17 protein-coding genes are annotated in these 23,247 nt (G+C 70.3%); 9 read left to right on the forward strand and 8 right to left on the reverse strand.

What is annotated here, in order from left to right; translation table 11 throughout:
- Window positions 1–602 precede the first annotated feature (602 nt).
- From AB1L88_RS13505 to AB1L88_RS13515, 3 genes are all read left to right on the forward strand, one after another.
- Window positions 603–1,436: a glucosamine-6-phosphate isomerase gene (locus AB1L88_RS13505; RefSeq protein ID WP_367097194.1), complete on the forward strand. Its 834-nt coding sequence runs from the start codon at window positions 603–605 to the stop codon at window positions 1,434–1,436.
- Window positions 1,433–2,164 carry a PIG-L family deacetylase gene (locus tag AB1L88_RS13510; protein WP_367097195.1) on the forward strand — a complete coding sequence of 244 codons (732 nt, stop codon included), beginning with the start codon at window positions 1,433–1,435 and terminating at the stop codon, window positions 2,162–2,164. Before AB1L88_RS13505 ends, AB1L88_RS13510 begins: the two co-directional genes overlap by 4 nt.
- Before the next feature lie 97 nt (window positions 2,165–2,261).
- On the forward strand, window positions 2,262–3,638 hold the full coding sequence (locus AB1L88_RS13515; protein ID WP_367097196.1) for an MFS transporter: 1,377 nt from the start codon (window positions 2,262–2,264) through the stop codon (window positions 3,636–3,638).
- Window positions 3,639–3,659: 21 nt separating this feature from the next.
- On the opposite strand, the gene AB1L88_RS13520 is transcribed toward AB1L88_RS13515, so the two are convergent.
- The 3 genes from AB1L88_RS13520 to AB1L88_RS13530 all read right to left on the reverse strand — a co-directional run bounded on the left by AB1L88_RS13520 (window position 3,660) and on the right by AB1L88_RS13530 (window position 7,907).
- Window positions 3,660–4,169, reverse strand: coding sequence for a hypothetical protein (locus tag AB1L88_RS13520; protein ID WP_367097197.1), 510 nt, complete (start codon window positions 4,167–4,169; stop codon window positions 3,660–3,662).
- Between the two features lie 198 nt (window positions 4,170–4,367).
- Window positions 4,368–5,468, reverse strand: a complete 1,101-nt coding sequence (locus AB1L88_RS13525; protein ID WP_367097198.1) for a serine/threonine-protein kinase — start codon at window positions 5,466–5,468, stop codon at window positions 4,368–4,370.
- A 360-nt stretch (window positions 5,469–5,828) separates the two neighbouring features.
- Window positions 5,829–7,907, reverse strand: a complete 2,079-nt coding sequence (locus tag AB1L88_RS13530) for a S9 family peptidase (RefSeq protein ID WP_367097199.1) — start codon at window positions 7,905–7,907, stop codon at window positions 5,829–5,831.
- Window positions 7,908–8,162: 255 nt separating this feature from the next.
- Between AB1L88_RS13530 and AB1L88_RS13535 the strand changes: the two genes are divergently transcribed.
- The gene (locus AB1L88_RS13535) at window positions 8,163–9,566 is read left to right on the forward strand and encodes a DUF1501 domain-containing protein (RefSeq protein WP_367097200.1); all 1,404 of its coding nucleotides are present in this window, start codon (window positions 8,163–8,165) and stop codon (window positions 9,564–9,566) included.
- Between the two features lie 24 nt (window positions 9,567–9,590).
- Here the strand turns inward: AB1L88_RS13535 and AB1L88_RS13540 are convergent, their stop codons facing one another.
- The 5 genes from AB1L88_RS13540 to AB1L88_RS13560 all read right to left on the reverse strand — a co-directional run bounded on the left by AB1L88_RS13540 (window position 9,591) and on the right by AB1L88_RS13560 (window position 15,331).
- On the reverse strand, window positions 9,591–10,022 hold the full coding sequence (locus AB1L88_RS13540) for a helix-turn-helix transcriptional regulator (protein WP_367097201.1): 432 nt from the start codon (window positions 10,020–10,022) through the stop codon (window positions 9,591–9,593).
- 449 nt (window positions 10,023–10,471) lie between these two features.
- The gene (locus tag AB1L88_RS13545) at window positions 10,472–10,765 is read right to left on the reverse strand and encodes a type II toxin-antitoxin system Phd/YefM family antitoxin (RefSeq protein WP_367097202.1); all 294 of its coding nucleotides are present in this window, start codon (window positions 10,763–10,765) and stop codon (window positions 10,472–10,474) included.
- Between the two features lie 297 nt (window positions 10,766–11,062).
- Window positions 11,063–12,457 carry a mandelate racemase/muconate lactonizing enzyme family protein gene (locus AB1L88_RS13550; RefSeq protein ID WP_367097203.1) on the reverse strand — a complete coding sequence of 465 codons (1,395 nt, stop codon included), beginning with the start codon at window positions 12,455–12,457 and terminating at the stop codon, window positions 11,063–11,065.
- A gap of 328 nt (window positions 12,458–12,785) precedes the next feature.
- On the reverse strand, window positions 12,786–14,876 hold the full coding sequence (locus AB1L88_RS13555; protein WP_367097204.1) for a M56 family metallopeptidase: 2,091 nt from the start codon (window positions 14,874–14,876) through the stop codon (window positions 12,786–12,788).
- The gene (locus AB1L88_RS13560; protein WP_367097205.1) at window positions 14,840–15,331 is read right to left on the reverse strand and encodes a BlaI/MecI/CopY family transcriptional regulator; all 492 of its coding nucleotides are present in this window, start codon (window positions 15,329–15,331) and stop codon (window positions 14,840–14,842) included. The genes AB1L88_RS13555 and AB1L88_RS13560 overlap by 37 nt, the downstream gene beginning before the upstream one ends.
- Before the next feature lie 218 nt (window positions 15,332–15,549).
- Here AB1L88_RS13560 and AB1L88_RS13565 point away from each other — a divergent pair, with 218 nt between their 5' ends.
- The 5 genes from AB1L88_RS13565 to AB1L88_RS13585 all read left to right on the forward strand — a co-directional run bounded on the left by AB1L88_RS13565 (window position 15,550) and on the right by AB1L88_RS13585 (window position 23,242).
- Window positions 15,550–15,852: a hypothetical protein gene (locus AB1L88_RS13565; RefSeq protein WP_367097206.1), complete on the forward strand. Its 303-nt coding sequence runs from the start codon at window positions 15,550–15,552 to the stop codon at window positions 15,850–15,852.
- Window positions 15,836–16,234, forward strand: coding sequence for an HNH endonuclease signature motif containing protein (locus AB1L88_RS13570; RefSeq protein WP_367097207.1), 399 nt, complete (start codon window positions 15,836–15,838; stop codon window positions 16,232–16,234). Before AB1L88_RS13565 ends, AB1L88_RS13570 begins: the two co-directional genes overlap by 17 nt.
- Window positions 16,235–16,439: 205 nt before the next feature.
- Entirely contained in the window at window positions 16,440–18,959 is a 2,520-nt protein-coding gene (locus tag AB1L88_RS13575; protein WP_367097208.1) for a PSD1 and planctomycete cytochrome C domain-containing protein, read from the forward strand.
- Window positions 18,960–19,018: 59 nt separating this feature from the next.
- Complete coding sequence (locus AB1L88_RS13580; RefSeq protein WP_367097311.1) at window positions 19,019–20,401, forward strand: DUF1501 domain-containing protein; 1,383 nt, start codon at window positions 19,019–19,021, stop codon at window positions 20,399–20,401.
- 129 nt (window positions 20,402–20,530) lie between these two features.
- Window positions 20,531–23,242 carry a trehalase family glycosidase gene (locus tag AB1L88_RS13585; RefSeq protein WP_367097209.1) on the forward strand — a complete coding sequence of 904 codons (2,712 nt, stop codon included), beginning with the start codon at window positions 20,531–20,533 and terminating at the stop codon, window positions 23,240–23,242.
- Window positions 23,243–23,247: the final 5 nt, after the last annotated feature.

Genomic DNA, 23,247 nt, shown 5'->3' on the forward strand with positions numbered 1-23,247 from the left:
GAAGGACCAGGACCGCCAGTGGCACCAGGCCCACCCCCACGCCTCCCGCAAACGCTTCGCCGACACCCCCAGCACCGGCGCCGGCCTCCCGAACGTCTCTCCGACCCCCGCCGAACCCCCGGCTCCCGCCAGCGACCCACAACGCCCCCAACCCTCCCCGCCGCCGAACTCCCGAAACGAACCGCCAAACTCCTCCCCAGACCCTCGCACCGATTCGCCCAATCCCCATCATCGCAACAGCTTGCGACGCGACCCCTCGGCCGACCTCTCCCCCGGCGGTTCGCGCACCGGACCCCGATTCCCGGGTGACACACCCCCGCCCGACGGCCCTGGTTCCGCCGCCGAGGCCCCTCGACCTCCGCAGAACATCCCCCGGCAGCCCTGACACCTGACCCGATTTCCCGATCCGACACCCTCGCTCTGGCCCCTTCGGCGGCCAGTCCCGGGAGATCGTCCGCCCCGATGTCCTCCCGGAGATCTCCCCCACCTCCTTGAAGTTCGCGGACGGGTCCGGAACACTCGTGACGCCGGGTCGGCCCGACGCCCCTCGGGATCGAGCCGATCGCGATCACCCCTGACCGACCCCCGAAAAGGCCCGCGCCATGAACCTCTGGGACGTGATGGACACTCCTCGCGACGCCCTCGGCCGGGGATCTCCCGTGCGGGTCCGCATCGCCGGGGATGCCGATTCCTTGATGATCGACATGGCCCGCGCCATGGCCGCCGAGGTGCTCGAGAACGCCCGCCAGGGGCGGCCCACCTGCCTGATCGTCCCCGTCGGCCCGGTCGGCCAGTACCGGCACCTGGCACGCCTCGTCGCCGACGAGGGGCTCGACCTCTCCGGCACCACGATCATCCAGATGGACGAATTCCTCGATGACTCCGATTCCCTCATCGACCCCGGCCACCCCCTCAGCTTCCGCGGGTTCCTCGACCGCGAGTTCTACGCCAAGCTGCCCCCCGACAGGGCCCCGAGGACCGATCGCCGCCTCTGCCCCGACCCGCGGTCGCCCGATGAGACCGCCCAGCGCATCCAGGGACTCGGCGGCGTCGATGCCTGCTTCGGCGGCATCGGCCTCAATGGGCACCTCGCGTTCAACGAGCCGGAGCCGGACACCCCCGTCGACGACTTCGCCCGCCGAGGCACCCGGGTGCTCGACGTGGCCCCCGCCTCCCGGGCCCACATGGCGGTCAACCTGAGCTGCGCCCTCCCTTTGATCCCGACCCGGGCGGTGACCCTGGGCATGCACGAGATCCTCGGTGCCCGCCGCGTCCGGATCTACGCCAACCGCCCGTGGCAGCCGGGGGTCGTCCGCCTCGCCGTCCACGGGCCCCTCTCGGCGAGCTGCCCGGCCTCGCTCCTGAGGCTCCACGCGGATGCCGAAATCGTCATCACCGACGAGGTCGCCCGGCCGGTCGAGGTCCGACTCCAATGAGCACGTATCCATACCCCCTGTCCTTGCCCCGGCGCGTCCTGGCGATCGCCGCCCACCCGGACGACATCGAGATCCTCTGCGCCGGCACGCTCGCCCGCTTCCTCGAACTCGGCTCGTCGGTCCACCTGGCCGTCGCCTGCCGGGGGGACCGCGGCGGCCCGGCCGGCTCCGACCCGGCGCTGGCCGATCGCCGCAGAGCCGAGGCCGAGGACGCCGCGAGCCTGCTCGGCGCCCCGATCGACTTCCTCGACTTCCGGGATGCCGGGGTCTTCGACACGCCCGAGGCCCGCGATCGGTTCGTCTCGGTCATCCGCAAGGCCCGGCCGGATCTCATCCTGACCCACGCGCCGGAGGATTATCACATCGACCATATCCGGGTGGGCGAGCTGACCGCGGCCGCCTCCTGGTTCGCGGCCTCGGGGGGGCATCTGGGGGACCAGCCGAGCCTCGACCGGCCCCCCGCCCTGGTCTTCATGGACACGATCGCCGGGTCGGGGTTCGAGCCGTCCCTCTATGTGGACATCTCCGACCACTTCGACCTGAAGCGCCGGATGCTCGCCTGCCACGCCAGCCAGACGGGCCGATCCGACGGCGGCATCCACGCCCTGGCCGACCTGGCCGAGACGCAGGCGAGGTTCCGGGGGTTCCAGGTCGGCGTCCGCTTCGCCGAAGGCTTCCGCCCGGCGCCGCTCTGGGGGCGTCGGCGGGCCGGGCCGCTCCTGCCCTGAGTGGTCGGTCGACACGGGGCCATTGATGGCCGATCATGTGGGCGATTGTCCCTCGAACCCGGCACCCTTTTCCTCCTTGTTGCTCCCGGACGCCACGATGTCACGACCCGAAACCGAGCCCGAGCCTGATCCCGACCGATCCTCACGCAGCCTCGGCACGTCGGCCTGGCTGGTCTTCACGATCGCCTCGGCCGGCTGGGTCTTCGACGTGTACGAGGGGCAGCTCTTCGCCGTCTTCAAGGGGCCGATGCTCCGCGAGCTGCTCGGCGGTGCCCCGGGGGCGGAGCTGACCGACGCGCTCCGAGGCCGCATCGACTGGCACAGCAACGTGGCGTTGGCCCTCTTCCTGATCGGCGGGGCGGCCGGCGGGCTCGGCTTCGGGATGCTCGCCGACCGGGTCGGCCGGGTCCGGACGATGGGGCTGACGATCCTCGTCTACTCGGTCTTCTCGGCCCTGACCTACTTCGTCACCGAGGTCTGGCAGTTGCACACGCTCCGATTCCTCGTGGCGATCGGCGTCGGGGGCGAGTGGGCCGTCGCGGCCTCCCTGGTGGCCGAGTCGGTCCCGACCCGATGGCGGGCCTGGGCCGGCGGCGCCTTCCACGCCTCCAGCGTGATCGGCCTGGTCCTGGCCTCGGCGACCGGCTGGATCTTCTCCGAGCCGGATCAGTGGCGCTGGGCCTTTTTGATCGGATTGCTCCCGGCCCTCCTGGTCCTCTGGATCCGCCTCAGCCTCCGCGAGCCGGAGCGCTGGCGGCGAGCGACGCAGGATTCTGGGGCCGTCCCGACGCCGAGCGGCCATCCCGTACCAACCGCCCCGAGGCGATCGGCCGGGTCGCTCGGCCAGTTGCTCGGCGACCGCCGCTGGCGGCCGAGGGCCCTGATCGGCATGGGCCTGGCCGCCGTCGGGCTCGGGACCTACTGGGGGGTCTTCGCCTTCGCCCCCGAGCTGGTCAAGGACGTGCTCGGCGACTCCCTCTCCGACGCCGAGAAGCAGGCCCGCGCCAGCCAGGTCTACTCCCTCATCACCCTGACCGGCAGCGCCGCCGGCCTGCTCGCGTTCGCCCCGCTCGCCTCGACGATCGGCCGCCGCAAGACGTTCCTGCTCTACCACGTCGGGGCCCTGGTCCTGGTCCCGTTGACCTTCCTGACCGCCTCGACCCTGCTGAGCACCGTGATCCTGCTCACCCTAATGGCCGCCTTCGTCGTCGGGATGCACGCCGGCTACGCGATCTACTTCCCCGAGCTGTTTCCGACCCACCTGCGGGCCACCGGGTCGAGCTTCTGCTTCAACGTCGGCCGCATCCTCGGGGCCGTCATGCTCCTCGTCCGCGGCGGCCTGGGCGCGACCATCGGCGTCCGACCCGCCGTCGCCGTCGTCAGCCTCGTCTTCCTCGTCGGCATCGCCCTCCTGGCGATCGCCCCGGAGACGAAGGACACCGAGCTCCCCGAGGACGACCAGACGGTGGCCTGATTCGAGCCTGCCGGGCCCCGGTCAACCTTCCTGCGGGGCGAGGTCGGTGGAGGCGGGGCTTTCCTCCGCGATCGCGCCGGGGCGGGCGACCTTGAGGAAGCCGGAGATGCAGACGATGAGGAACCCGAGGAGGACGGTGATCGCCAGCCATTGCCGGGACTTGCGGCGGATGCCCGCCAGCCCCTCCGACCGGCCGACGAGGGCCGAGGCGAGGAAGAAGACGACGAAGGCCAGGAGCATCTTCGTGCCCATCAGGGCGTGATAGAGACCGTCGCCCCGGTGCCTCGGGATCGCCACCGCGAGGTAGTTGTAGAAGCCGCTGAGCAGGAACAGGGCGATGCCGATGGTCACGACCCGGCGCCAGGTGGCCATCAAGCGAAGCCGAAGGGCCTCGTGATCGGCCTCGCTCAGGGCGGCCGAGGCGGCGGGCATCAGGACGAATCGGAGGAAGACGCTGCCCCCCAGGACCACGATCGCAGTCCCCACATGAACCCAGCGAGACAGGACATCGAGAGGCAGGAACGACTCCATCGGCGCGGACTCCTGGTGCGATCGGGAGGGAGCGAGGCACCCCCGCGCCCTCGGCCTCTTCACCGGCTCGGGGACCATCGGGCGATCGACCGCCATCGTACCGGGAAATCGGCCCGGGGCAATCGTGGTGCTCCCCCGCGGGTCCGGGCCGGCCTGGGCCCGACCGGTCACGTCGCGGGGGCGATCGGGCCGGACGCCTCATCCCGAAATCAGCAGGCGATGGAGATCCCTGGCCAGGGCCTCGGCCGTCGGGTAGCGGTCCGAGGGGTCGGGGGCCATTGCCCGCTCGATCATCGACTCCAAGGAGGGCGATAGCCCCGGGCAGACGTCCCGGGGGCGCAGGGGGCGCTGGGCCAGCAGGCAGGGGGCCAGGGCCGGCAGCGGGCAGCCGTCCGGCACCTGGAACGGTCGGGAGAGCGTGACGGCCTCGAACAGGGTCACGCCGAGGGCGTAGATGTCGCAGAGCCGCTCGTCCCTGGGGCCGCCGCGGAGCTTCTCGGGGGCCATGTACAGGGGAGTTCCGGCACCGTCCTGGAGTTGTTCGGGGGTGGCGACGTCCAGGTCGCGGCCGAGGCCGAAGTCGGTCAGGTAGGCCCCGCCCCGGGTCCGGGTCCGATCGACCAGGATGTTCGCCGGCTTGATGTCGCGGTGGGCCACCGAGGCCGCGTGGGCCCTGGCCAACGCCCGGGCGACCTGCTCCATGATGGTGAGGACGGCCCGGACGTAGGCGGACCGGGCGAGCGGGTCGAGCCAGTGCGGCGGCCGGGGGCTCTCCTCCAGCTCGCCTCGGCGACGCGCGATGACCTCGCTCAGGGGGTCCCCCTCGACGACCGGCATGGCCATGTAGGCGACGCCGTCGGCCATGCCGAAGTCGACGACCGGCAGGGTGGCCAGGCCGGCGAGCCGGCGGCCGCGCTCGGCCTCTCGGCGGAATCGGGCGAGGCGCCGGGGGTCGTGCCCCCGGCCGCCGGCCAGGATCTTCAGGGCGACCACCCCGTCGCCGGGGCGGTCGGTCACGGCCCGCCAGACGACCGCCTGAGACCCCGCGCCGAGCGGCTCGATCAGCAGGTAAGGGCCGATGCGGCGGCCCCGGATCCCGGGGTCGACCGGCCCGTGGTCGGCCCCGACCGGCATCGCGTCCGGCCTCCGGGCGGCCGGGGGGGCGACCATCTCGATCGTGGCCGAGTCCAGGATCGCCGTCGCGAGGCTCGCCGGCACGATCGGGGCCTGGCGGCCCCAGGACCATCGCTCCGGTTGGGCGACGGGGAGGGCGATCAGGTCACATGGTGGCGCTTGCATCTGATTCACTCATCCGCGCATCGACGGCCGCCGGCCGCCCGAGGGGCGGGCCGCCCGATCGAGGGCAAGCGGCCGTCCGGATCCCGAGGGTCGGCGAGCGCGGCGGGGGAGGCCCGCCGCCGCCCCGCTCTCCCTTTGGAAGCAGGATATGTCACGATCCGGGATGCGCGGCGGGGATTGGGCGGGGATCTCCCGATTCGGGGCGATGCGCGGGCCCTCGGCAGCGGTCGGCCCGGCCGGCGTTGTCCGGAGGCGACGGCGCCCGGCGTCGTGTGGCGATCGCACCGCCGGATGGGGAGCGATCGCCACAAGGGGCCGATCCCGGCGTCACGAAATCGCCACAAGGGGCCGATCGTCGCGTCACGAATCGGAGTCGCCCCCGAGCGCCTCGTACTCGACCCGCAGGGGGGGCGGGTCGCCGCCTTCGCCCTTGAGGTAGTGCTCCATCCAGCGGATCATCCGCAGGTTGTAGTCGTATCGCGAGGCGGCCCGGCGGTTGCCGTGCCCCTCGCCCGGGTAGAGGACGAGCCGGACCGGGGCCTGGTCGACGAGCTTCAGGTAGCGGAACAGCTCGAGCGACTGCGCCGGGTGGACGCGGGGGTCGTCCTCGCCGTGGAGGATGAGGATGGGGGTCCGGGCCTTCGTGACGTGGTGGATCGGGCTGCGCTGGAGGAAGAACTGCCAGTCGTCCCAGGGACGCTTGCGGGCATGAACAAGGTATTCTTCCTCGGGGATGTCGGTGGTCCCGGCCTTCGAGAGCTTGTCGGAGATGCCGACGAACATCACGGCCGCGGCGAAGCGATCGGAATAGTAGGTCGCCCCCCAGGCCGAGGCGTAGCCGCCGTACGACCCGCCGGTGATGCCGACCTTCTCCGGGTCGATCAGGCCAACTTCGTCGAGGTGGTCGATGGCGTCGACCAGGTCGTCGAACTCCTTGCCGGCGGCGTCGGCCTGGCCGAGCTTCGAGAACTCGACGCCGCGGCCGGTGCTCCCCCGGTAGTTCGGGTAGAAGACCGCGAACCCGCGACTCGCGGCGAGCTGGCCGGGCGTGGCGTAGCCGGTCAGCCAGCCGTTGCGGTCGTGTGCCTCGGGGCCGCCGTGGACGTAGAGGATGAGCGGCGACCGGGCCCCTTCCTCGCGGTCGAGCGGGTGGATCAGGATCCCTTCAATCTCCAGGCCGTCGCGGGCGGTGTAGGTGATGACCTCCTGTTCGGCGAATCGGAGGTCGTCGAGCACAGTGTTATGGTGGGTGAGGCGCTCCGGCTCGGAGGCGTCCGGGTCCATCCGGTAGACCTCGGCCGGGTGTTTCGGCGTCTCGCCGACCAGGGCGATCGCCTGGGAGCCGTGCGGGTGGTGGATCGCGTTGAGGATCACCGGGCCTTCGACCACGACCTCGCTCTGGCTGGGGTCGTCGACAGAGAGCCTGCGGAGGGTCGTCTGCACCCCTTCGGAGCTGAGGGCGAGCAGCGTCGTCTCATCGAGCCAGGTGAGATCCTCGAACTGGCCTTCGTGGCCGGGGGCCAGCTCGGTGAGCGTCCCGTCGTCGATCGACCCGACGAGGACGCGACCGGGGGACGGGTCGTTCAGGTCGGCGGCCGAGATCAGGGCGAGTCGGGTCCCGTCGGGGCTCCACCGGACGGCGCCGAGCTTGCCGGGGTTGTCGAGGGCCCGGACGACCTCGCCCGACTCGGCCTCGATGACGTGGACCTTCCGCTTCATGAAGGAGTCGTCGACGCTGGGGGTCGGCGCGAGGGCGACGGCCAGGTGCTCGCCGTCGGGGCTCCAGGACAACTCCGAGGCCGAGCCGTCCAGCTCCAGGGCCTTCGGGTCGCCCGCGTCGTCGCCGAGTTCGGCGATCAGGACGCGGACAGGCTGCCACTCCTCCTCGAAGATGCGCTGCGTGAACCCCTGGTCGCGGAGCTTCTTCTGCTCGTCGGGGACCGAATCGCTGCTTAGGAAGGCGACGCGGTCGCCGTCGGGACTCCAGGAATAGGAGGCGATCGCCTCCTTGTGAGCGAGAACGCGGCGGGCCTCGCCGCCGTCGACGGGGATGACGTAGAGGCTCGGCTGCTCGTCGTTGCCGCGTTTGGCCACGAAGGAAATCCCGGAGCCGTCGGGGGTCCAGGCCACCTGAGAGACGTTCACCTCGCCGGTGACGAACGGCCGGCTCCGGCCCTCGCCGTCGACCAGATGCAGCTCGGTCCAGGCCGGGCCGTCCTTGCCGGCCTTCAGGTCGCGGGGGACGGCCAGGACGTAGGCGATCTGCCCTCCGTCGGGCGAGGCGGCGGCCTGCGTGACCACCCGGAGCCGGGCGATCAGCTCGGGGGTGAAGGTGGAGGGGGATTCATCAAAGGCCCCCTGGGCAATGGCGGGGACGGCTGCGCAGCAGAGCACCCAGGCGAGACCTGCCCGGGAGCGGGGTCGGACGGTTCGGCTCATCGATCAACTCCATCGAAGGAATTCAATCGGGGACGTGGCCGACGGCGGGCCAGATCGCCCGAGGGACACACCGGCGACCGTCTCACCATAGCGGAGCGGGGCGCCCGGGGACACGGGGCCGGTCCGGAGTTGTCCCGGAGCCGCGGGGCCGGTACAACGGTGGGATCAACACGGGCGTTGCACCTCTCCCGCCAATGCCTCTTCAGATCGGCGCGCGCCTCCCGATTTCGCACATGTACCGGGACGGAGAAGACGATGCTCTCGATCAGCGGACCGGGCGGGAGATACTGCGACGGCGTGTCGCGGCGGGGGTTCTTGAAAGTGGGGAGCCTGGCCTTCGGGGGCCTGTCGCTGCCGCAGATCCTCCGGGCCGAGCAGGCGTCGGGCGGCGGATCCTCCGAGAAGGCGATCATCATGGTCGTCCTGCCCGGCGGGCCGCCGCACCTGGACATGTTCGACCTGAAGCCCGAGGCCCCGGCGGAGATCCGGGGGGAGTTCTCGCCGATCGAGACGGGCGTGCCGGGCATTTTCATCAGCGAACTGATGCCGAGGCTGGCGGCGGCGATGGACCGATTCGCCGTGATCCGGACCCTCGTCGGCGGGCGCGACGACCACAACCTGCACCAGTGCCTGACCGGCTGGGAGAGCCACCCGCAGCAGGGGGACTCGCCCGAGATCCCGGGCTACCCCGAGGGGGGCTGGCCCTCGATCGGCGCCGTGCTCTCGGCGATCCGGGGGCCGAGCGACCCGGCCGTGCCGCCCTTTCTGAGCCTCGCGCCGCCGAACACGGAATCGACGACCCGGGCCTCGCTGAACCAGGGGGGCTATCTCGGCGCCCGGCACGCCGGGTTCGAGCCGTTCAAGAAGGCGAGCGACGACATCAATCTTTCAGGAGTGGATTTGAACCGCCTGGCCGATCGCCGGGCGTTGCTCGGCAGCCTCGACCGCTTCCGAAGGGACCTCGACCGGACCCGGGCGATCGCCTCGTTCGACGCCTACACGACGCAGGCGTTCGACCTGCTGAGTTCCAGCACGGTGGCCGAGGCGCTCGACCTCTCGCGAGAAGACCCTCGCACGCTTGCCCGCTACGGCGTGCCCTCGGGAGGAGAGCCGGAGCACGGCGGCCCGAAATTGCTGGAGAACCTGATCGTGGCCCGTCGCCTGGTCGAGGCCGGCGTCCGCTGCGTGACGTTGGCGTTCAGCCCCTGGCCGTTGGAGCGGGAGAGCCGGGGCGGCTTCAACTGGGACTGGCATTTCGACAACTTCACGAAAGCGAAGGTCGCCCTGCCGATGCTCGACCGGGGGATCACCGCCCTGGTCGAGGACCTGGAGGCCCGCGGGCGGCTGGATGACGTCTCGATCGTCGTCTGGGGGGAGTTCGGCCGGACCCCCCGGATCAACAAGGACGCCGGCCGCGACCACTGGCCGCACGTCGGCAACTGCCTGCTCGCCGGCGGAGGCCTGAGGACCGGCCAGGTGATCGGCCGGACCGACCGCTTCGGCGAACGCCCGGTCGAGCGGCCGGTCCACTTCCGCGAGGTCTTCGCGACGCTCTACCACGCCCTCGGCATCCCCGCCTCGGACACCTTCCTGCACGACCGCGGCGGCCGGCCGATCGCCCTGGTCGACGACCGGGCGCCGATCCGGGAGTTGATCTGAGCCGGGCCGACGGCGCGGCGAGCGTCACCGGGCCGGGTCGTCGATCGCGATCGTGAGTTCCAGGCCGAGGGCCCCCGCGTAGCGTCCGAGCGTTTCCAGCTTCGGATTGACGTTGTGCTCGTTCTCCAGGCGGCTGAGCGCGGCCCGGTCGATGCCGCTTCGCTGGGCGACGTCGGCCAGGCTCAGTCCCTTCGCCTCCCGGGCCGATTTCAAGGCCGCGACCGCGAGGCGGAGGGCATAGCGGACATTCCCAGCGGTGATCGCCTCGGGGTCCAGGTCGCCGCGATCGACCAGTTCCCGGACGGAGGGGCGATCGACGTACGATTGGCGGATCGCCTGTTCCTCGGCGCGGGCCTCGGGAGTCCGTGCTCGGGCTCGGGCCGCCTCGACCTTCGCCCGTGACTCGGGCGAGAGGTCTTCGAGGCGGGGTTGCCTTCGGCTCGCTCGCGTGGCCATCAGAGAATTCCTTGTTTGTTGAGGTGTTTTTCTCGGAGTGGTCCACCCCCAACCGGTTCGAAGGCCGTGACCGGCCAAATCGCCCAGGAAATCGCACCCTGAGAGGGAGCGGTGTGTCGTCACTCTCCCTCGCCGATCTCATCCTGCGCGTCGCGGAGACTCTGCCTCGCCGAATGCCTGACCGTGAGCACATGGACGACATCCCCGCGAATCGCGAAGAGAATCCGATACACCCCCGAAGAGGAGCACCCGGACGTCCTCGCCATCAACCGCGGAGTCCGGATCGACCGGACAGCGATGGGGGAACTCCTTGAGCGTCTCGATCTTCGCCCGGATACCCCGAGCCCAGCGAAGGGCCGGGGTCGGCGACTTCGCCTGTTCTCGGATCCAGAACGCCGCTTCCCGGATCTCGCGCTCGGCCCGGGGCTGGACGATCACCCGAAAGGTCATCACTGACCCTGCGAGCGGAGCGCCTTCTCGAGGTCATCGAAGACAACCTCCATCGGTCGCCCTTCACCGCGATCCGCCGATCGCAGTCCCTCACGCACGGCCTCGATCGTTTCGAGCCGCTCGGCCAGGTGGAGGAGCCGCTGGTAGGATTTCGCATCCTGGACGACGATCTCGGCCTTGCCGTTGATCGTCAGCACGATCGGCCCGCCGGTTTCCCGAAGCTGTTGAAGGAACTCGGAGGTGTTCCGTTTGAAATCGGTGAGCGGATGGATATCACGGGCGAGGTCGAGCATACGTAGGCTCCGGAGTCGCACACGACGGGCATCGAATTCGATGCTACTCGAAGCTCGACCGCAAATCCTAGCCCGGCCGGGAGGCCATCTCCGGAAATCGGCCCTCCCCCGTTTCCCCGGCGTGGGACGCCTCGCTTGAAGAACCGGGCGCACCGTCAGGGTGACGCAGCATGCTCAGGGGAGCTGGCTCAGGCTTGCGAGTGTCCCCCGCACCTCCGGGGCGGTCGGCCGATCGCCAGCGGCGGGACAGCGGCCTGCTCCTGCCCGGGAGGATGGGGAGGGAGCAGGCGGAAGGGGTCATCGTTCGAGGAATGGCCCCTCGGAGCGGGCGCGGTCGTAGCGGCGGCGCCAGGCGTCGGAGCCGTCGTCGGGGACGAGCCGGGAATCGACGCCGCGCTCGAAGTAGGGGATCTGCCCCGTGTTGGCGGCGGTGAGCATGAAGTTCACCCGGCCGGTGTTGGCGGTGTAGAGGCGTCGGCCGTCGGGCCAGGTGGTCTCGATCAGTCGGGGGGGGTCGGGACGCTCGGCGGGCTTCTCGACCCGGAAGCGGTCCAGGGCGTCGCGGTCGAGCTCGAAGCCGAGGCCGGGGCCGGTCGGGATGGGGGCGTACCCCTCGGTCAGGAGGATCGGCGCGGTCAGCAAGCGAGAGGCGAAGAGCTGGTGGCAGTTGACCGCCGGCCAGGTGGCGTGGCTGAGCACGGCGCCGCAGTGAAGGGACCAGGCGGCGGTGATGTCGGAGCCGACGAGCTGGAGCCAGAAGGGCATGTCGGCCGCGGCGGCCACGGCGTTGGTGTCGACCAGCCGGCTGGCCCCGCCGCCGACGACGAAGCCGTCGCAGACCCCTTCCTTGATGACGACGGCGGGCCGGGGGGTGCCGTAGTGCAGGGCGATCGGCGTCTCGACCGCGTCGCGGATCCGGACGTTCCCCGCGACGTCGGACTGGGGGATGGGGGTCTCGAAGTAGCCGATCTGGGGGGTCTGCTCCAGGTCCTTGAGGATCGGGAGCCCTTGTTCCGCGGTGAGCAGGGTGTCGTTGAAGTCGACGCCGATCGTGAAGTCCTCGGGGATCGCGTCCCGGACCGCGTCGGCGCAGGCCCAGATGTCGAACCAGGGGCGCCCCTTGGTCTTCATCGCCCGGTAGCCCTGGGCGTACGCCTCCCGGCACTCGCTGACCCAGTCGCTCGGGGGGATGTCGATGTTCCACCAGGCGACGGGGGTGGTGTCGTGGGTCTGCTCGCCGAGCAGGCGGTGCAGGGGGACGTCGAGCCCCCGGGCGACGGCGTCGAAGAGGGCCTGCTGCAGGCCGGAACCGAGGGAGTCGTCCCACATGAGCGAGGCGGCATTCTTCCCCAAAACCCGGGCGATGTCCTCGTCGTCGGTGACGCCCCAGGAGTAATAGAGCATCGACTCGCCGAAGCCGACGTGGCCGGAGCCGAGCGTGACCTCGACGATCTCGAAGTGGTCCCAGTGGGGGATCTCGCGGGCCAGGGCGCGGCCGGGGGTCTCGCGGAAGGGGAGGCGGACGGTGGTGCGGTCGACCTTCTCGACCCGGAAGTCGCTCCCCTTTGCCCGGGAACTCGCCCAGGCCCGGGGGCCGGAGCCGGCGAGCGCGGCCGCCAACGCCAGGCCGGAGGCGCCGAGGAAGCGGCGGCGGTCGACGAGGCCGGGGGGGATCGATGAGGGGCGGGGCATGGGAAGGTCCTCGGTCGGCGGGATCCAGGGGGGGCCGGGGAGGGGCGGCCGGGTTCTCCAACAGGTGTCAAACCGCCGTAGTCTACGGGCCAGGCCGGCGAGGCTCAACGAGGGACCGGGATGGGTGGGGGCGGTAGGGCCGGGATGTGCCGGAGGGATGGGGCGTGCCCCGGATCGGGGATGCGCCCCCGGATGACATGCCCCAGGGCAGGCTCTCGGGCTGATCGGCTCCCGGTCCTTGGCGGATGCCCCGGGCGGGATGGTCCGGCGGCCTGCTCCCGCCCCGGGCGGAGGGGAAAGGAGCAGGCGGAGGGGCGATCGGTGGTCGTCAGGGGGCGGAGGCAGGGAGCTTGACCGGGGGGATGCCGAGGCGTTCCTCCTCCCGGAGGATGATCCGGTGGGGGGTGATCAGGGCGAAGGATTCGACCGGGGTGCCGCGGGCCTTCAAGGGGGTGCCGGTGACGTCGCCGAAGAGGGCGATGGCGAACTCGGTGACGCCGGGGAGCTTCGCGGGCTGCTCGATGACGCCGAGCTTGACCATTAGAGTCGAGCCGTCGGGGATCGTGGCCGAAAGGTCGAGGCGTTGGTCGGTGGTCGTCGGCACCTGGACGAGGGCCTTCTTCTTGCCGAAGGGGGTGTCGAACTCCCGATGGAAGGTGTGAAAGGAAACGATGGACTGGTATCGGGCGTCGAGGTCGATGGTCGTCTCGCCCTCTCCGAAGGTCCCCACGATCCCGATCGAGACGCCCTCATCCAGGCTTTTGTGGATCGGATCGAAGGTCACCGAATCCTCGCCGATGACGGGCGTGACGTCGCCAACATAGTGGCGTTTCCCCACGTCGAAGATGTTGGCCGTGCTCCCTTCGCCGGTCGTGACCTTGGGGGCCTGGACCAGGTTCGTCGAGAGATTGTCCTGGACGACGGCGAGAAGGTCGACGAGGTCCTTTTCCTTGAGGAGCCAGGCGGAGTCGCCATGAGGCTCGTCGAGGGGCCGGAGGGGTGTTTTGAGGCGATCGCGCCAGGGGCCGGCCTCGGTGGAGAGGAACCGGACCTCGTACGAGACCAGTGGGGTCGGGTCGACGGGGCCGGAGTAGATGACGCCGCTGAGCTCTAAAGGACCGCTGGCCTCGTCGGACTTGGGAGCGAACCGGATCGTGCGGCCGGGCTCGGCCTCCGTGGGCCCGAGTTCGAGGATCCCGCCGACGGCGGTCGCCGTGGGGAGGCCGGTGCCGGGCGAGGAAGGCGTGGGAGTCTCGGGCGCGATCGCGGCCTGGGTGGCGGTGGGCTCGGGCCGGGGAGGGGCCGGATCCTGGGCCAGGCCGATCGAGGCCGAGAGCCAGGCGACGAGCGCCGAGGCGGGGAGGGCAACAAGGGACCAGCGACGGATCGGGGGGCGAGGTGGCGTCATGCCGAGGAGCTCCTGGACTCGGGAAAGAAGGGACAGGTCATCACCGCCGAGGGGTTCGGCGAGGGGGAACGACCGGCGGGCGGAGAGGCGGAGGCGGGCGACCGATTCGAGGGCCTCGGCCAGCGCAACCGGGTCGCCGGTCAGGGCAACGGCCATCGCGTCGGCGCAGCGTTCGCGCTGGGCCCGGAGGCTCCGGGAGAGCCAGAGGACGGCCGGGTGGAAGAACAGGAGGGACTCGACCAGGCGCTGCGCCAGGTTCACCGGCAGGTCGAGGCGCCGATGGTGGGCCAGCTCGTGGGCGAGGACGGCGTCGATCCGAGGGGGGTCGGCCCCCTCCAGCCATCGCCCCGGCAGGAGGACGACCGGCCGGGCCAGGCCGCAGAGGCACGGCTCGGTCAGGGTCGGGTGGACGAGCACCCGGGGCCCCCGGCGCAGCCCGAGCCGCCGGGCCAGGTGGTCGGCGCGGTGCTGGATCGGCTCGGGGGCGGGTTCGGCCGCCCGACGCCGGGAGACGCTCGCGATCAGTCCCATTGCCACCATGCAGAGGAGAGGTAGGGCGATCAGGGACCAGGCGGCCAGGATGACGGGCTGGAGGGTTTCCGTGAGGCTCGCCAGGCGATCGACCAGGAGGCCGATTCGGGAGCGCGGGCGTGGTGGATCGGTCGTGCTCGGGGGGGCCGGAGCGGGATTGGCGGGGGCGTCGGCCGGCGGGGGAAGGACACGACCCGGCAGCACGACGATAGAGCGTTCCACAATCGTCGCGGCGCGTGTCGATCGGGATTCCACGCGGGAGCGTTGCAGGGCGGTGGCGATCGGAGGTCCGAGGGCGGTCAGCGCGAGCAGCGTCAGGAGGACGGCGTAACAGGCCCCTCGGCGACGACCCGGGAGGACGCGCAGGGCGAAGGCCGCGACGGCGGCGGTCGCCAGGCCGATCCAGATCGCATGAAGAAGCCCCAGGGTGACGAGCCGTCCCGTCAGTCCGCCGAGCGTTCCGAGTCCGTCGAGCGGCATGGCGAGGCTCCGCGGGGCGATGGGGGTTGATCGGGGGTGTCGGCGTCGGAATCGGTGTCGGCCTGGCGGGCCTGGTGGGACTCGATCAGGGTCCGGATCGCGTCCAGCTCGTCCTGGGTGGGGGAGGACTGGTCGAGCAGGTGGGCGACGAGCAGGCTGGCCGAGCCGTCGAAGACGCGCCTCAGGGTCTCGTCGAGCAGGGCCCCGAGCGTCTGGGCGCGGGGGGCGGCCGGCTCGTAGAGGAAGGCCCGGCCGCGCGGCGATCGGCGCAGGAGGCCCTTGTCGGTCATCACGTTCAGGAGGCTCATGACCGTCGTGTACGCCCGGGGGGGGTCGGCGACGCGGTTGACCTCCTCAAGGACGTCCCGGACGGAGGACGGGCCGTCCCGCTGCCAGAGGATCTTCAGCAGTTCCAGCTCGGCCGGGGTCGGCTGCTCGTGTCTCGGGCGTGCCATCGGGCGATGACCCTCGCGGTGCGTTCCTGACAGGGCGTCGGATCGGACAGGCGGCATCCTACGGGTTTTGCAGGAGATGTCAACGGCGAAACTCGTAGAAGATCGGGTTGCCTGACGGGGAGCTTGACCCTGGAATCCCGGGCAGCCCGGGGAAAGCCTTGACGAGCGCTGGCACAATGGAGCGATCGGGGGCAAATCGATCTGCAGGACATGAGGCCATGAATCAAACATCCCTCTCCACGAGCGAGGCCGCCATCGTCGGCCGCCTGATGAAGCGTGATCGGGCGGATTTCTCCCCGGAACTCTCCCGAGAAATCCTCAGCCTCCAGCTCGGGCCGGAGGACCAGGCACGGATGCGGGAACTCTCGCTCAAGGCCCAGGGCGGGTCGCTGACGGAGGAGGAGCAACGTGAAATCGAGAATTACCGCCGGGTCGGATACTGGCTCGGGATTCTCTGGTCGAGGGCCCGGCTGTCGCTGAAACGCGCCGGCGGGGATGCTCCGCATGAACACCGCGCTTGAGCGCCTGGTCTGGCAGCGGGCCGGTTCCCTCTGCGAATACTGCCAGCTCCCCCAGGCTCATTCCCCCCTGCCCCACGCCGTTGACCACATCATTGCCCGCCAGCATGGCGGTCGGACCGAGCCGGAAAACCTCGCGCTCGCCTGCTTCTTTTGCAATAGCTACAAGGGGCCGAACATCTCAGGGATCAACCCGCAGACGGGTCGAGCAGTACGGCTCTTTCATCCACGGAAGGATCGCTGGAGCCGTCATTTCGTCTGGGACGGGGCCACGCTGGTTGGCCGCACGCACACCGGCCGAGTCACCATCACGCTGCTCGAAATCAACCGATTCGAGGCGGTCGAGCTTCGGGAGGCGTTGCTCCGCGAGTCGCAGGACTCGTAAAGGCGAACGGGAGCCGTCGCTCGACGGAAGATCTGAGCTGCAACCGGAAAGGGGGCTCGCGGGGCCCGGGTTTCGGGTACAATGGGGCATTCGATATCCAACGCATGTTGGAGAATCTGAAAGGGTCCCCGGGTGTCAATTCCCCTCTCCGAGGAGGGGGGGGACGGCGCGGGGGCGCGACGCGATCGCGGAGGACGATGCCGACATGATCGGGAATCGAGTTGCCCAGCGGCGGGGGTTCCGATCCGGGGTGATCGGGGCTGTGGGGATCATGACGGCGATGCTCTCGCACGCGGCCGCCGGGGCGGATGAGCCGCAGGCATCGCCGGAGGGGGTGGCGTTCTTCGAGACGCACGTGCGCCCGATCCTGGTCGAGCATTGCTACTCGTGCCACTCGGAGGACTCCCCGAGGATCCGGGGGGGGTTGGTGCTCGACAGCAAGCTCGGGTGGGAGGTCGGCGGCGACCTCGGGCCGTCGGTCGTGCCGGGAGATCCGGAGAACAGCCTGTTGATTGAGGCGGTGCGTTACGAGGACGTGCTGCTGAAGATGCCCCCCGAAGGAAAGCTGTCGGATCAGCAGATCGAGCGGTTGGTTGAATGGGTCGAGATGGGTGCGCCGGACCCGAGGGTCGGCGATGGCGCGATGCCGAGTGAGGCATCGAAGGCCAAAGGGTGGGACGACCCGGAGGCGATCGACCTCTGGTCGTTCCAGCCGATGAGCGACCCGGAGGTGCCGGGGGTCTCGGACGCCTCGTGGCCGGAGTCGGACCTGGACCACTTCATCCTGAGCGAGCTGGAGGCGAGGGGGCTCTCCCCTGCCCCGCCGGCCGATCGGCGGACCTTGATCCGTCGGGCGACCTTCGACCTGACGGGCTTGCCGCCGACCCCGGAGGAGGTGGCGGCGTTCCTGGCCGACGAGGCGCCCGATGCGTTCGATCGGGTGGTGGAGCGGTTGCTGGCATCGCCGGCCTATGGCGAGCGCTGGGGGAGGCACTGGCTGGACGTGGCCCGCTATGCCGACTCGAACGGCTCGGACGAGAACGTGGCGCACGGCAACGCCTGGAAGTATCGCGATTACGTGGTCGAGGCGTTCAACGCGGATCGGCCGTACGACCGCTTCGTCGTCGAGCAACTGGCCGGGGACCTGCTGCCGGAGCCGGACGAGCCCGAGGAGGCCCGCAAGCAGCTGATCGCCACCGGCTTCCTGTCGCTCGGGCCGAAGGTGCTGGCCGAGCCGGACCAGCAGAAGATGGAGATGGACATCATCGACGAGCAGCTCGACACGCTCGGCCGGACCTTCCTCGGCCTGACGATCGGCTGCGCCCGGTGCCACGACCACAAGTTCGACCCGATCTCGACCGCCGACTACTACGCCCTGGCCGGCATCTTCAAGAATACCCGGACGATGGACTCGTTCGAGACGGTCGCCCGGTGGCACGAGCACGAGATCCCGACGGCCGAGGACCTGGCCCGCAAGGCCGAGCACGAGGCCGAAATCGCCGAGGCGGAGGCCGCGATCCGACGGCTCACTGAGGAGGCCAACGCCCGCCTGATCGCCGAAGGGGGCGAGGGATTCACGCTGCCCGAGAAACCCGAGTCCCTCTATCCGGAGGAGACGAAGGAGGACTTGAAGCAGCGGCAGGACGCCTTGAAGGCGCTCCAGGACGAAGCTCCCGAGATGCCGACGGCGATGGGGGTGACCGAGGGCGAGGAGGTCGCCGACCTGGCGATCCATATCCGGGGGAGCCACCTGACGCTCGGCGAGGTCGTGCCGAGGCGGGTGCCGACGGCCCTGGCCCGCTTCGGGTCGCCCGAGTTCAGCGCATCGGGCAGCGGTCGGCTGGAGCTGGCGCGGTGGATCGCGGACGAGGACCACCCGCTGACCGCCCGGGTGATGGTCAACCGCATCTGGCGCTGGCACTTCGGCAACGGATTGGTGGAATCGACCGACAACTTCGGCGTGCTGGGCACCGGGCCGACGCACGGCGCGCTGCTCGACTGGCTGGCGCATCGGTTCGTCGAGGACGGCTGGTCGGTCAAAAGCATGCACCGCCGGATCATGGGATCGAAGACCTATCAGATGAGCAGCGACCCGGACCCGATGGCCGCGGCCGTCGACCCCGAGAACGCCTTGCTCTGGCGGATGCCGATCCGGCGCCTGGAGGCCGAGGCGATCCGGGACACCCTGCTCGCCGTGGGAGGGCGGCTCGACCGGCAGGTGGGCGGTTCGCTCCTGACGGTCGAGAATCGCGGGTATTTCTTCAACCACACGTCGAAAGACCTGACGAACTACGACACGGACCGCCGCTCCCTCTACCTGCCGATCGTGCGGAACAACCTGTACGACGTCTTCCAGCTCTTCGATTCGTCCGATGCCAGCGTGCCGGTCGGCGACCGGGAGAGCACGACGGTGGCCCCGCAGGCCCTCTTCCTGATGAACAGCGACCTGGTGCTCCGGGTGGCCTCGGACCTGGCGGCGGATCTGCTGGCCCGAGGCGATCGGGACGACGCGGGCCGCATCACCTTGCTATATGAGCGGGCCTACGCCCGGCCGCCCTCGGCCGAGGAGACGGCCCGGGCGCTGGCGGCGATCGACCGGTTGGCCGAGGCCTGGCAATCGGACGGGGGGGCGGACGCGATGGACGAGGACGCCCTGCGGCGGGAATCGTGGACGGCGCTCTGTCAGGTGATCCTGGCGGCAAACGAATTCGTGTACATCCGATGAGACGTGGAGGAGTTCGAGCCGTGGATCAGATTTGGCCCCGCGTGTGGAACCGCCGTCAGATGCTCCGCAACACCGCGGCGGGGTTCGGCTCCGTCGCCCTGTCCGCCCTGCTGGCCGAGCAATCCCGGGGGGAGGGTGCGTCGTCGTCGAACCCGCTGGCGCCCAAGGCGCCGCACTTCGAGCCGAAGGCGAAGCGGATCATCTTCCTGTTCATGAAGGGGGGGCCGTCGCACCTCGACACCTTCGACCCGAAGCCATTGCTCCAGCGCGACGACGGCAAACCCTTGCCGTTTGCCAAGCCTCGGGTCCAGTTCGCCGAGACGGGGTCGTTGCTGGCCTCTCCCTGGAAATTCCGCCGCTACGGCGAGAGCGGGATTCCCGTCAGCGAGCTGTTCCCGAACGTGGCGCAGCACGCGGACGACCTCTGCCTGATCCACTCCTTGCACGGCACGAACGCGGCGCACGGCGGGGCGCTGTTGATGATGCACACCGGCAGCGACACGTTCGTCAGGCCGAGCATGGGGTCGTGGATCACCTACGGCCTGGGGACCGAGAACCAGAACCTGCCGGGGTTCGTCACCATCTGCCCGACCCTGGCCCACGGGGGCGTGCGCAACTGGGGCTCGGCCTTCCTGCCGGCCGCCTACCAGGGGACGCCGCTCGGCAACGCGAGCGTGCCGTCGGACCAGGCCCAGGTCCGCTACATCAAGAACGCGAAATTGACCCGGGACGTGCAGCGGACGCAGCTCGACCTGCTGGCGGAGCTGAACGGCGATCACCTCGACGATTCCGGGCCGGACCAGGCGCTCGAGGCCCGGCTCGATTCGTTCGAACTGGCCTTCCGGATGCAGACCGAGATGCCGGAGGTCCAGGAGTTCGCCGCCGAATCGCCCGAGACGCGTCGCCTGTATGGCATGGACGACCCGGTGACGGCCGACTTCGGCCGGCAGTGCCTGCTGGCCCGCCGGCTCGCCGAGCGCGGGGTGCGGTTCGTGCAGGTGACGCACAGCGACACGGCCGTGCAGTGGGACCAGCACAGCGACCTGAAGGTCGGACACGAGAAGAACGCCCGGGAAGTCGACCGGCCGATCGCCGGCCTGCTGACCGACCTGAAGGCGCGCGGCCTGCTCGACGACACGCTCGTGCTCTGGGGGGGCGAGTTCGGCCGCACCCCGACGGCGCAGGGGAAGAACGGCCGCGACCACAACCCCGAGGGGTTCACGATGTGGATGGCCGGCGGGGGGGTCAAGGGGGGCTACCGGCACGGCGCGACCGACGACTACGGGTATTACGCCGTCGAGGACAAGGTCCACATCCACGACCTGCACGCGACGTTACTTCACCTGCTCGGCCTGGACCACGAGGCGTTGACCTACCGCTACGCCGGCCGGGACTTCCGCCTGACCGACGTGGCGGGCCGGGTGGTGACCGAGATTTTCTGACCGGGAGCAGGAGAGGACGTGCCGAGCGTCCTGCTCGCGAGATCTTCCGGAGCCTTGCTGTAAGCTCGACGGCGATTGGGGTCATCCTGGTGGGAGAACCTCCCGCGGTGATCGCCCGGAGCGTCGCTGATGCCCCCCCTTGATGCTTGCCCGCGATGCGGCCTGACGCTCCCGGCCGATGCCCCCGGCGGCCTCTGCCCGTCGTGCGTCTTGAAGGGGGTCCTGCGCGACAGGCCGACCCTGGACCTGCGGGGCGAGGGTCAGCCGGGTTCGGGCGAGGCGACGGTCGAGGGGGATTTCTCGAGTCAGGAAGACCGGGACGATCGGTCGTTGGACGCGGGGGAGACCGGCCATCAGTTCGGCGACTACGAACTGGTCGAGCCGCTCGGCAAGGGGGGGATGGGGATCGTCTACGAGGCTCGCCAGTTGAGCCTCGGCCGATCGGTGGCCCTGAAGCTGATCCGGTCGACGGGCCCGGCGACCGGACCCGAACTGCTCCGGTTCCGGACCGAGGCCGAGGTGATCGCCGGGCTCGAACACCCGAACATCGTGCCGATCTTCGAGGTGGGCGAGCACGAGGGCTCGCCCTATTTCAGCATGAAGCTGCTCCGGGGAGGGGACCTGGCCGGCAGGCTCTCGGAGTTCGAGGATGACCCCCGGGCCGCCGCCCGCCTGACGGTCGCGATCGCCCGGGCCGTCCAGCATGCGCACCGGCGGGGGGTCCTGCACCGGGACCTGAAGCCGTCGAACGTCCTGCTCGACGCCGGGGGCCGGCCGCATCTGACCGATTTCGGCCTGGCGAAGCGGATCGAGGACGTCTCGGACCTGACCCAATCCGGGGACATTTGCGGGTCTCCGCCGTACATGGCACCGGAACAGGCCGGCGGCCGGCGGGGGGCCGTGACCACGGCGACCGACGTCTACGGCCTGGGGGCGATCCTCTACGCCCTGCTGACCGGAGGCCCCCCGTTCTGCGGCGAATCGCTGCTGGAGACCCTCGAACAGGTCCGTGAGCAGACGCCGAGGCCGCCGAGCCAGGCGAACCGCCGGGTCGATCGGGACCTGGAGACGATCTGCCTGAAATGCCTGGAGAAGGACCCGAACGACCGCTACGGGTCGGCCGAGGAGCTGGCGAGCGACCTGGGGCTCTGGCTCGACGGCCTGCCGATCGGGGCCCGGCCGGTCGGGGCCTGGGTGAAGGGCTGGCGATGGGCCAGGCGCCGCCCCTCGGCCGCGGCGCTGGCGGCGATCCTCGCGGTCGCGACGATCGGCCTGGTCGGCGCGGCCTCGATCGCCCTTCATGCCCGGGTGACCGATCGGATGCGCGAGGCCCGCCTGGAGTCGGAGCTGCAAGACCTGCTCGTCCGGATTGACCAGGGATGGGAGACCCTGAAGCGATCGAGCGACGATGCCCCGGGCCCGGCCGAGCCGGGGGGACCGGCCGCCTCCGGGCCGTTGTACCTTCCCCACCCGTTCATCGCCCCCGGGGGGAGGTTCCGGGAGATGTACGGCTGGGACAGCTACTTCATCACGCTCGGCCTGCTCCGGTCCGGGAAGGCCGAGCTGGCGCGGCAGATGGTCGAGAATTGCCTCTTCGAGATCGACCGCTACGGCAAGATCCTGAACGCGAACCATGCTCATTTCCTGACGCGTTCCCAGCCGCCGTTCCTGAGCCGGATGGTCCTCCGGGTTTATCAGGACCTGCATCGCCGGGACCCGGAGGCGGCCCGGTCGTGGCTCGGCGAGGCCGTCCCGCGGATCGAGGCGTATCACCGCTACTGGACCGAGGGGCCGCACCTGATCCCGGAGAATGGGCTCTCGCGCTACTACGACTCGGGATGGGGGCCGGCCCCCGAGGTCCTCTCGGGGGAGCGGGACCGGGACGGGAGGACCCACTACGACCGAGTGATCGCGTACTTCGACACGTACATGGTCAAGGATTACGACGTCCGGGAATACTGCCGGGACGGGGTCTTGACCCCTCGCTTCTACCGGGGGGACCGCTCGATGCGCGAGTCGGGCTTCAACCCGACCGACCGGTTCGGGCCGTTCGGCGTCGAGGTCGTCCACTACGCGCCGGTCTGCCTCAATGCGCTGCTGGTGGTCATGGAGTCGGACATGGCCGAGATCCTGGGGATCCTGGGCCGGCCGGAGGAGGCCGCGGCGTGGCTCGGCCGCGCCGACCGGCGGCGGGAGACGATCAATGCCTTGATGTGGGATGAAACCGATGGAATCTATTATGATTATCAATTCGTGGAGGGGAAGCTGGGGCGCTATCCGTTCGTGACGACCTTCTACCCGCTCTGGGCCGGGATCGCCGACGATCGGCAGGCGGGCCGGGTGGCGGCGAATCTGCCGTTGTTCGAGCGGGCGGGGGGACTGCAGACGAGCACCAACGAGAGCGGGAGCCAGTGGGATGCCCCGTTCGGGTCGGCCCCGCTGCAACTGATCGCCGTCGAGGGGCTCCGCCGCTACGGCAAGCACGAGGAGGCCGACCGGATCGCCGCCGCGTTCCTCTCGATGATCCTCGACGAGTTCGCCGAGCATCGGGCGCTGTTCGAGAAATACGACGTCGTCCGGAGGGAGTCGGAGGTCGAGATCCGGTTCGGCTACACGACGAACGAGACGGGGTTCGGCTGGACGAACGCCGTGTTCCTGGAGCTGTATGCCCAGCTCCGCGACCGGGGGAACGAGCACCTGATCCTCCGCCGGCGGGGAGGCCCGGGGCGGCTCGAACCGGAGCCGCCGGCGAGGCAGTCCGGCTCGATCGCCGGCCGGGGTGAGTCGCGAACGGTTGTAAGGTCGGGGCCGGGTCGGGTCTCCATCACATCGAGACCGTGATCCTT

This window comes from Tautonia sp. JC769, assembly GCF_040717455.1.
In the GTDB taxonomy this organism is placed as follows: Bacteria; Planctomycetota; Planctomycetia; order Isosphaerales; family Isosphaeraceae; genus Tautonia.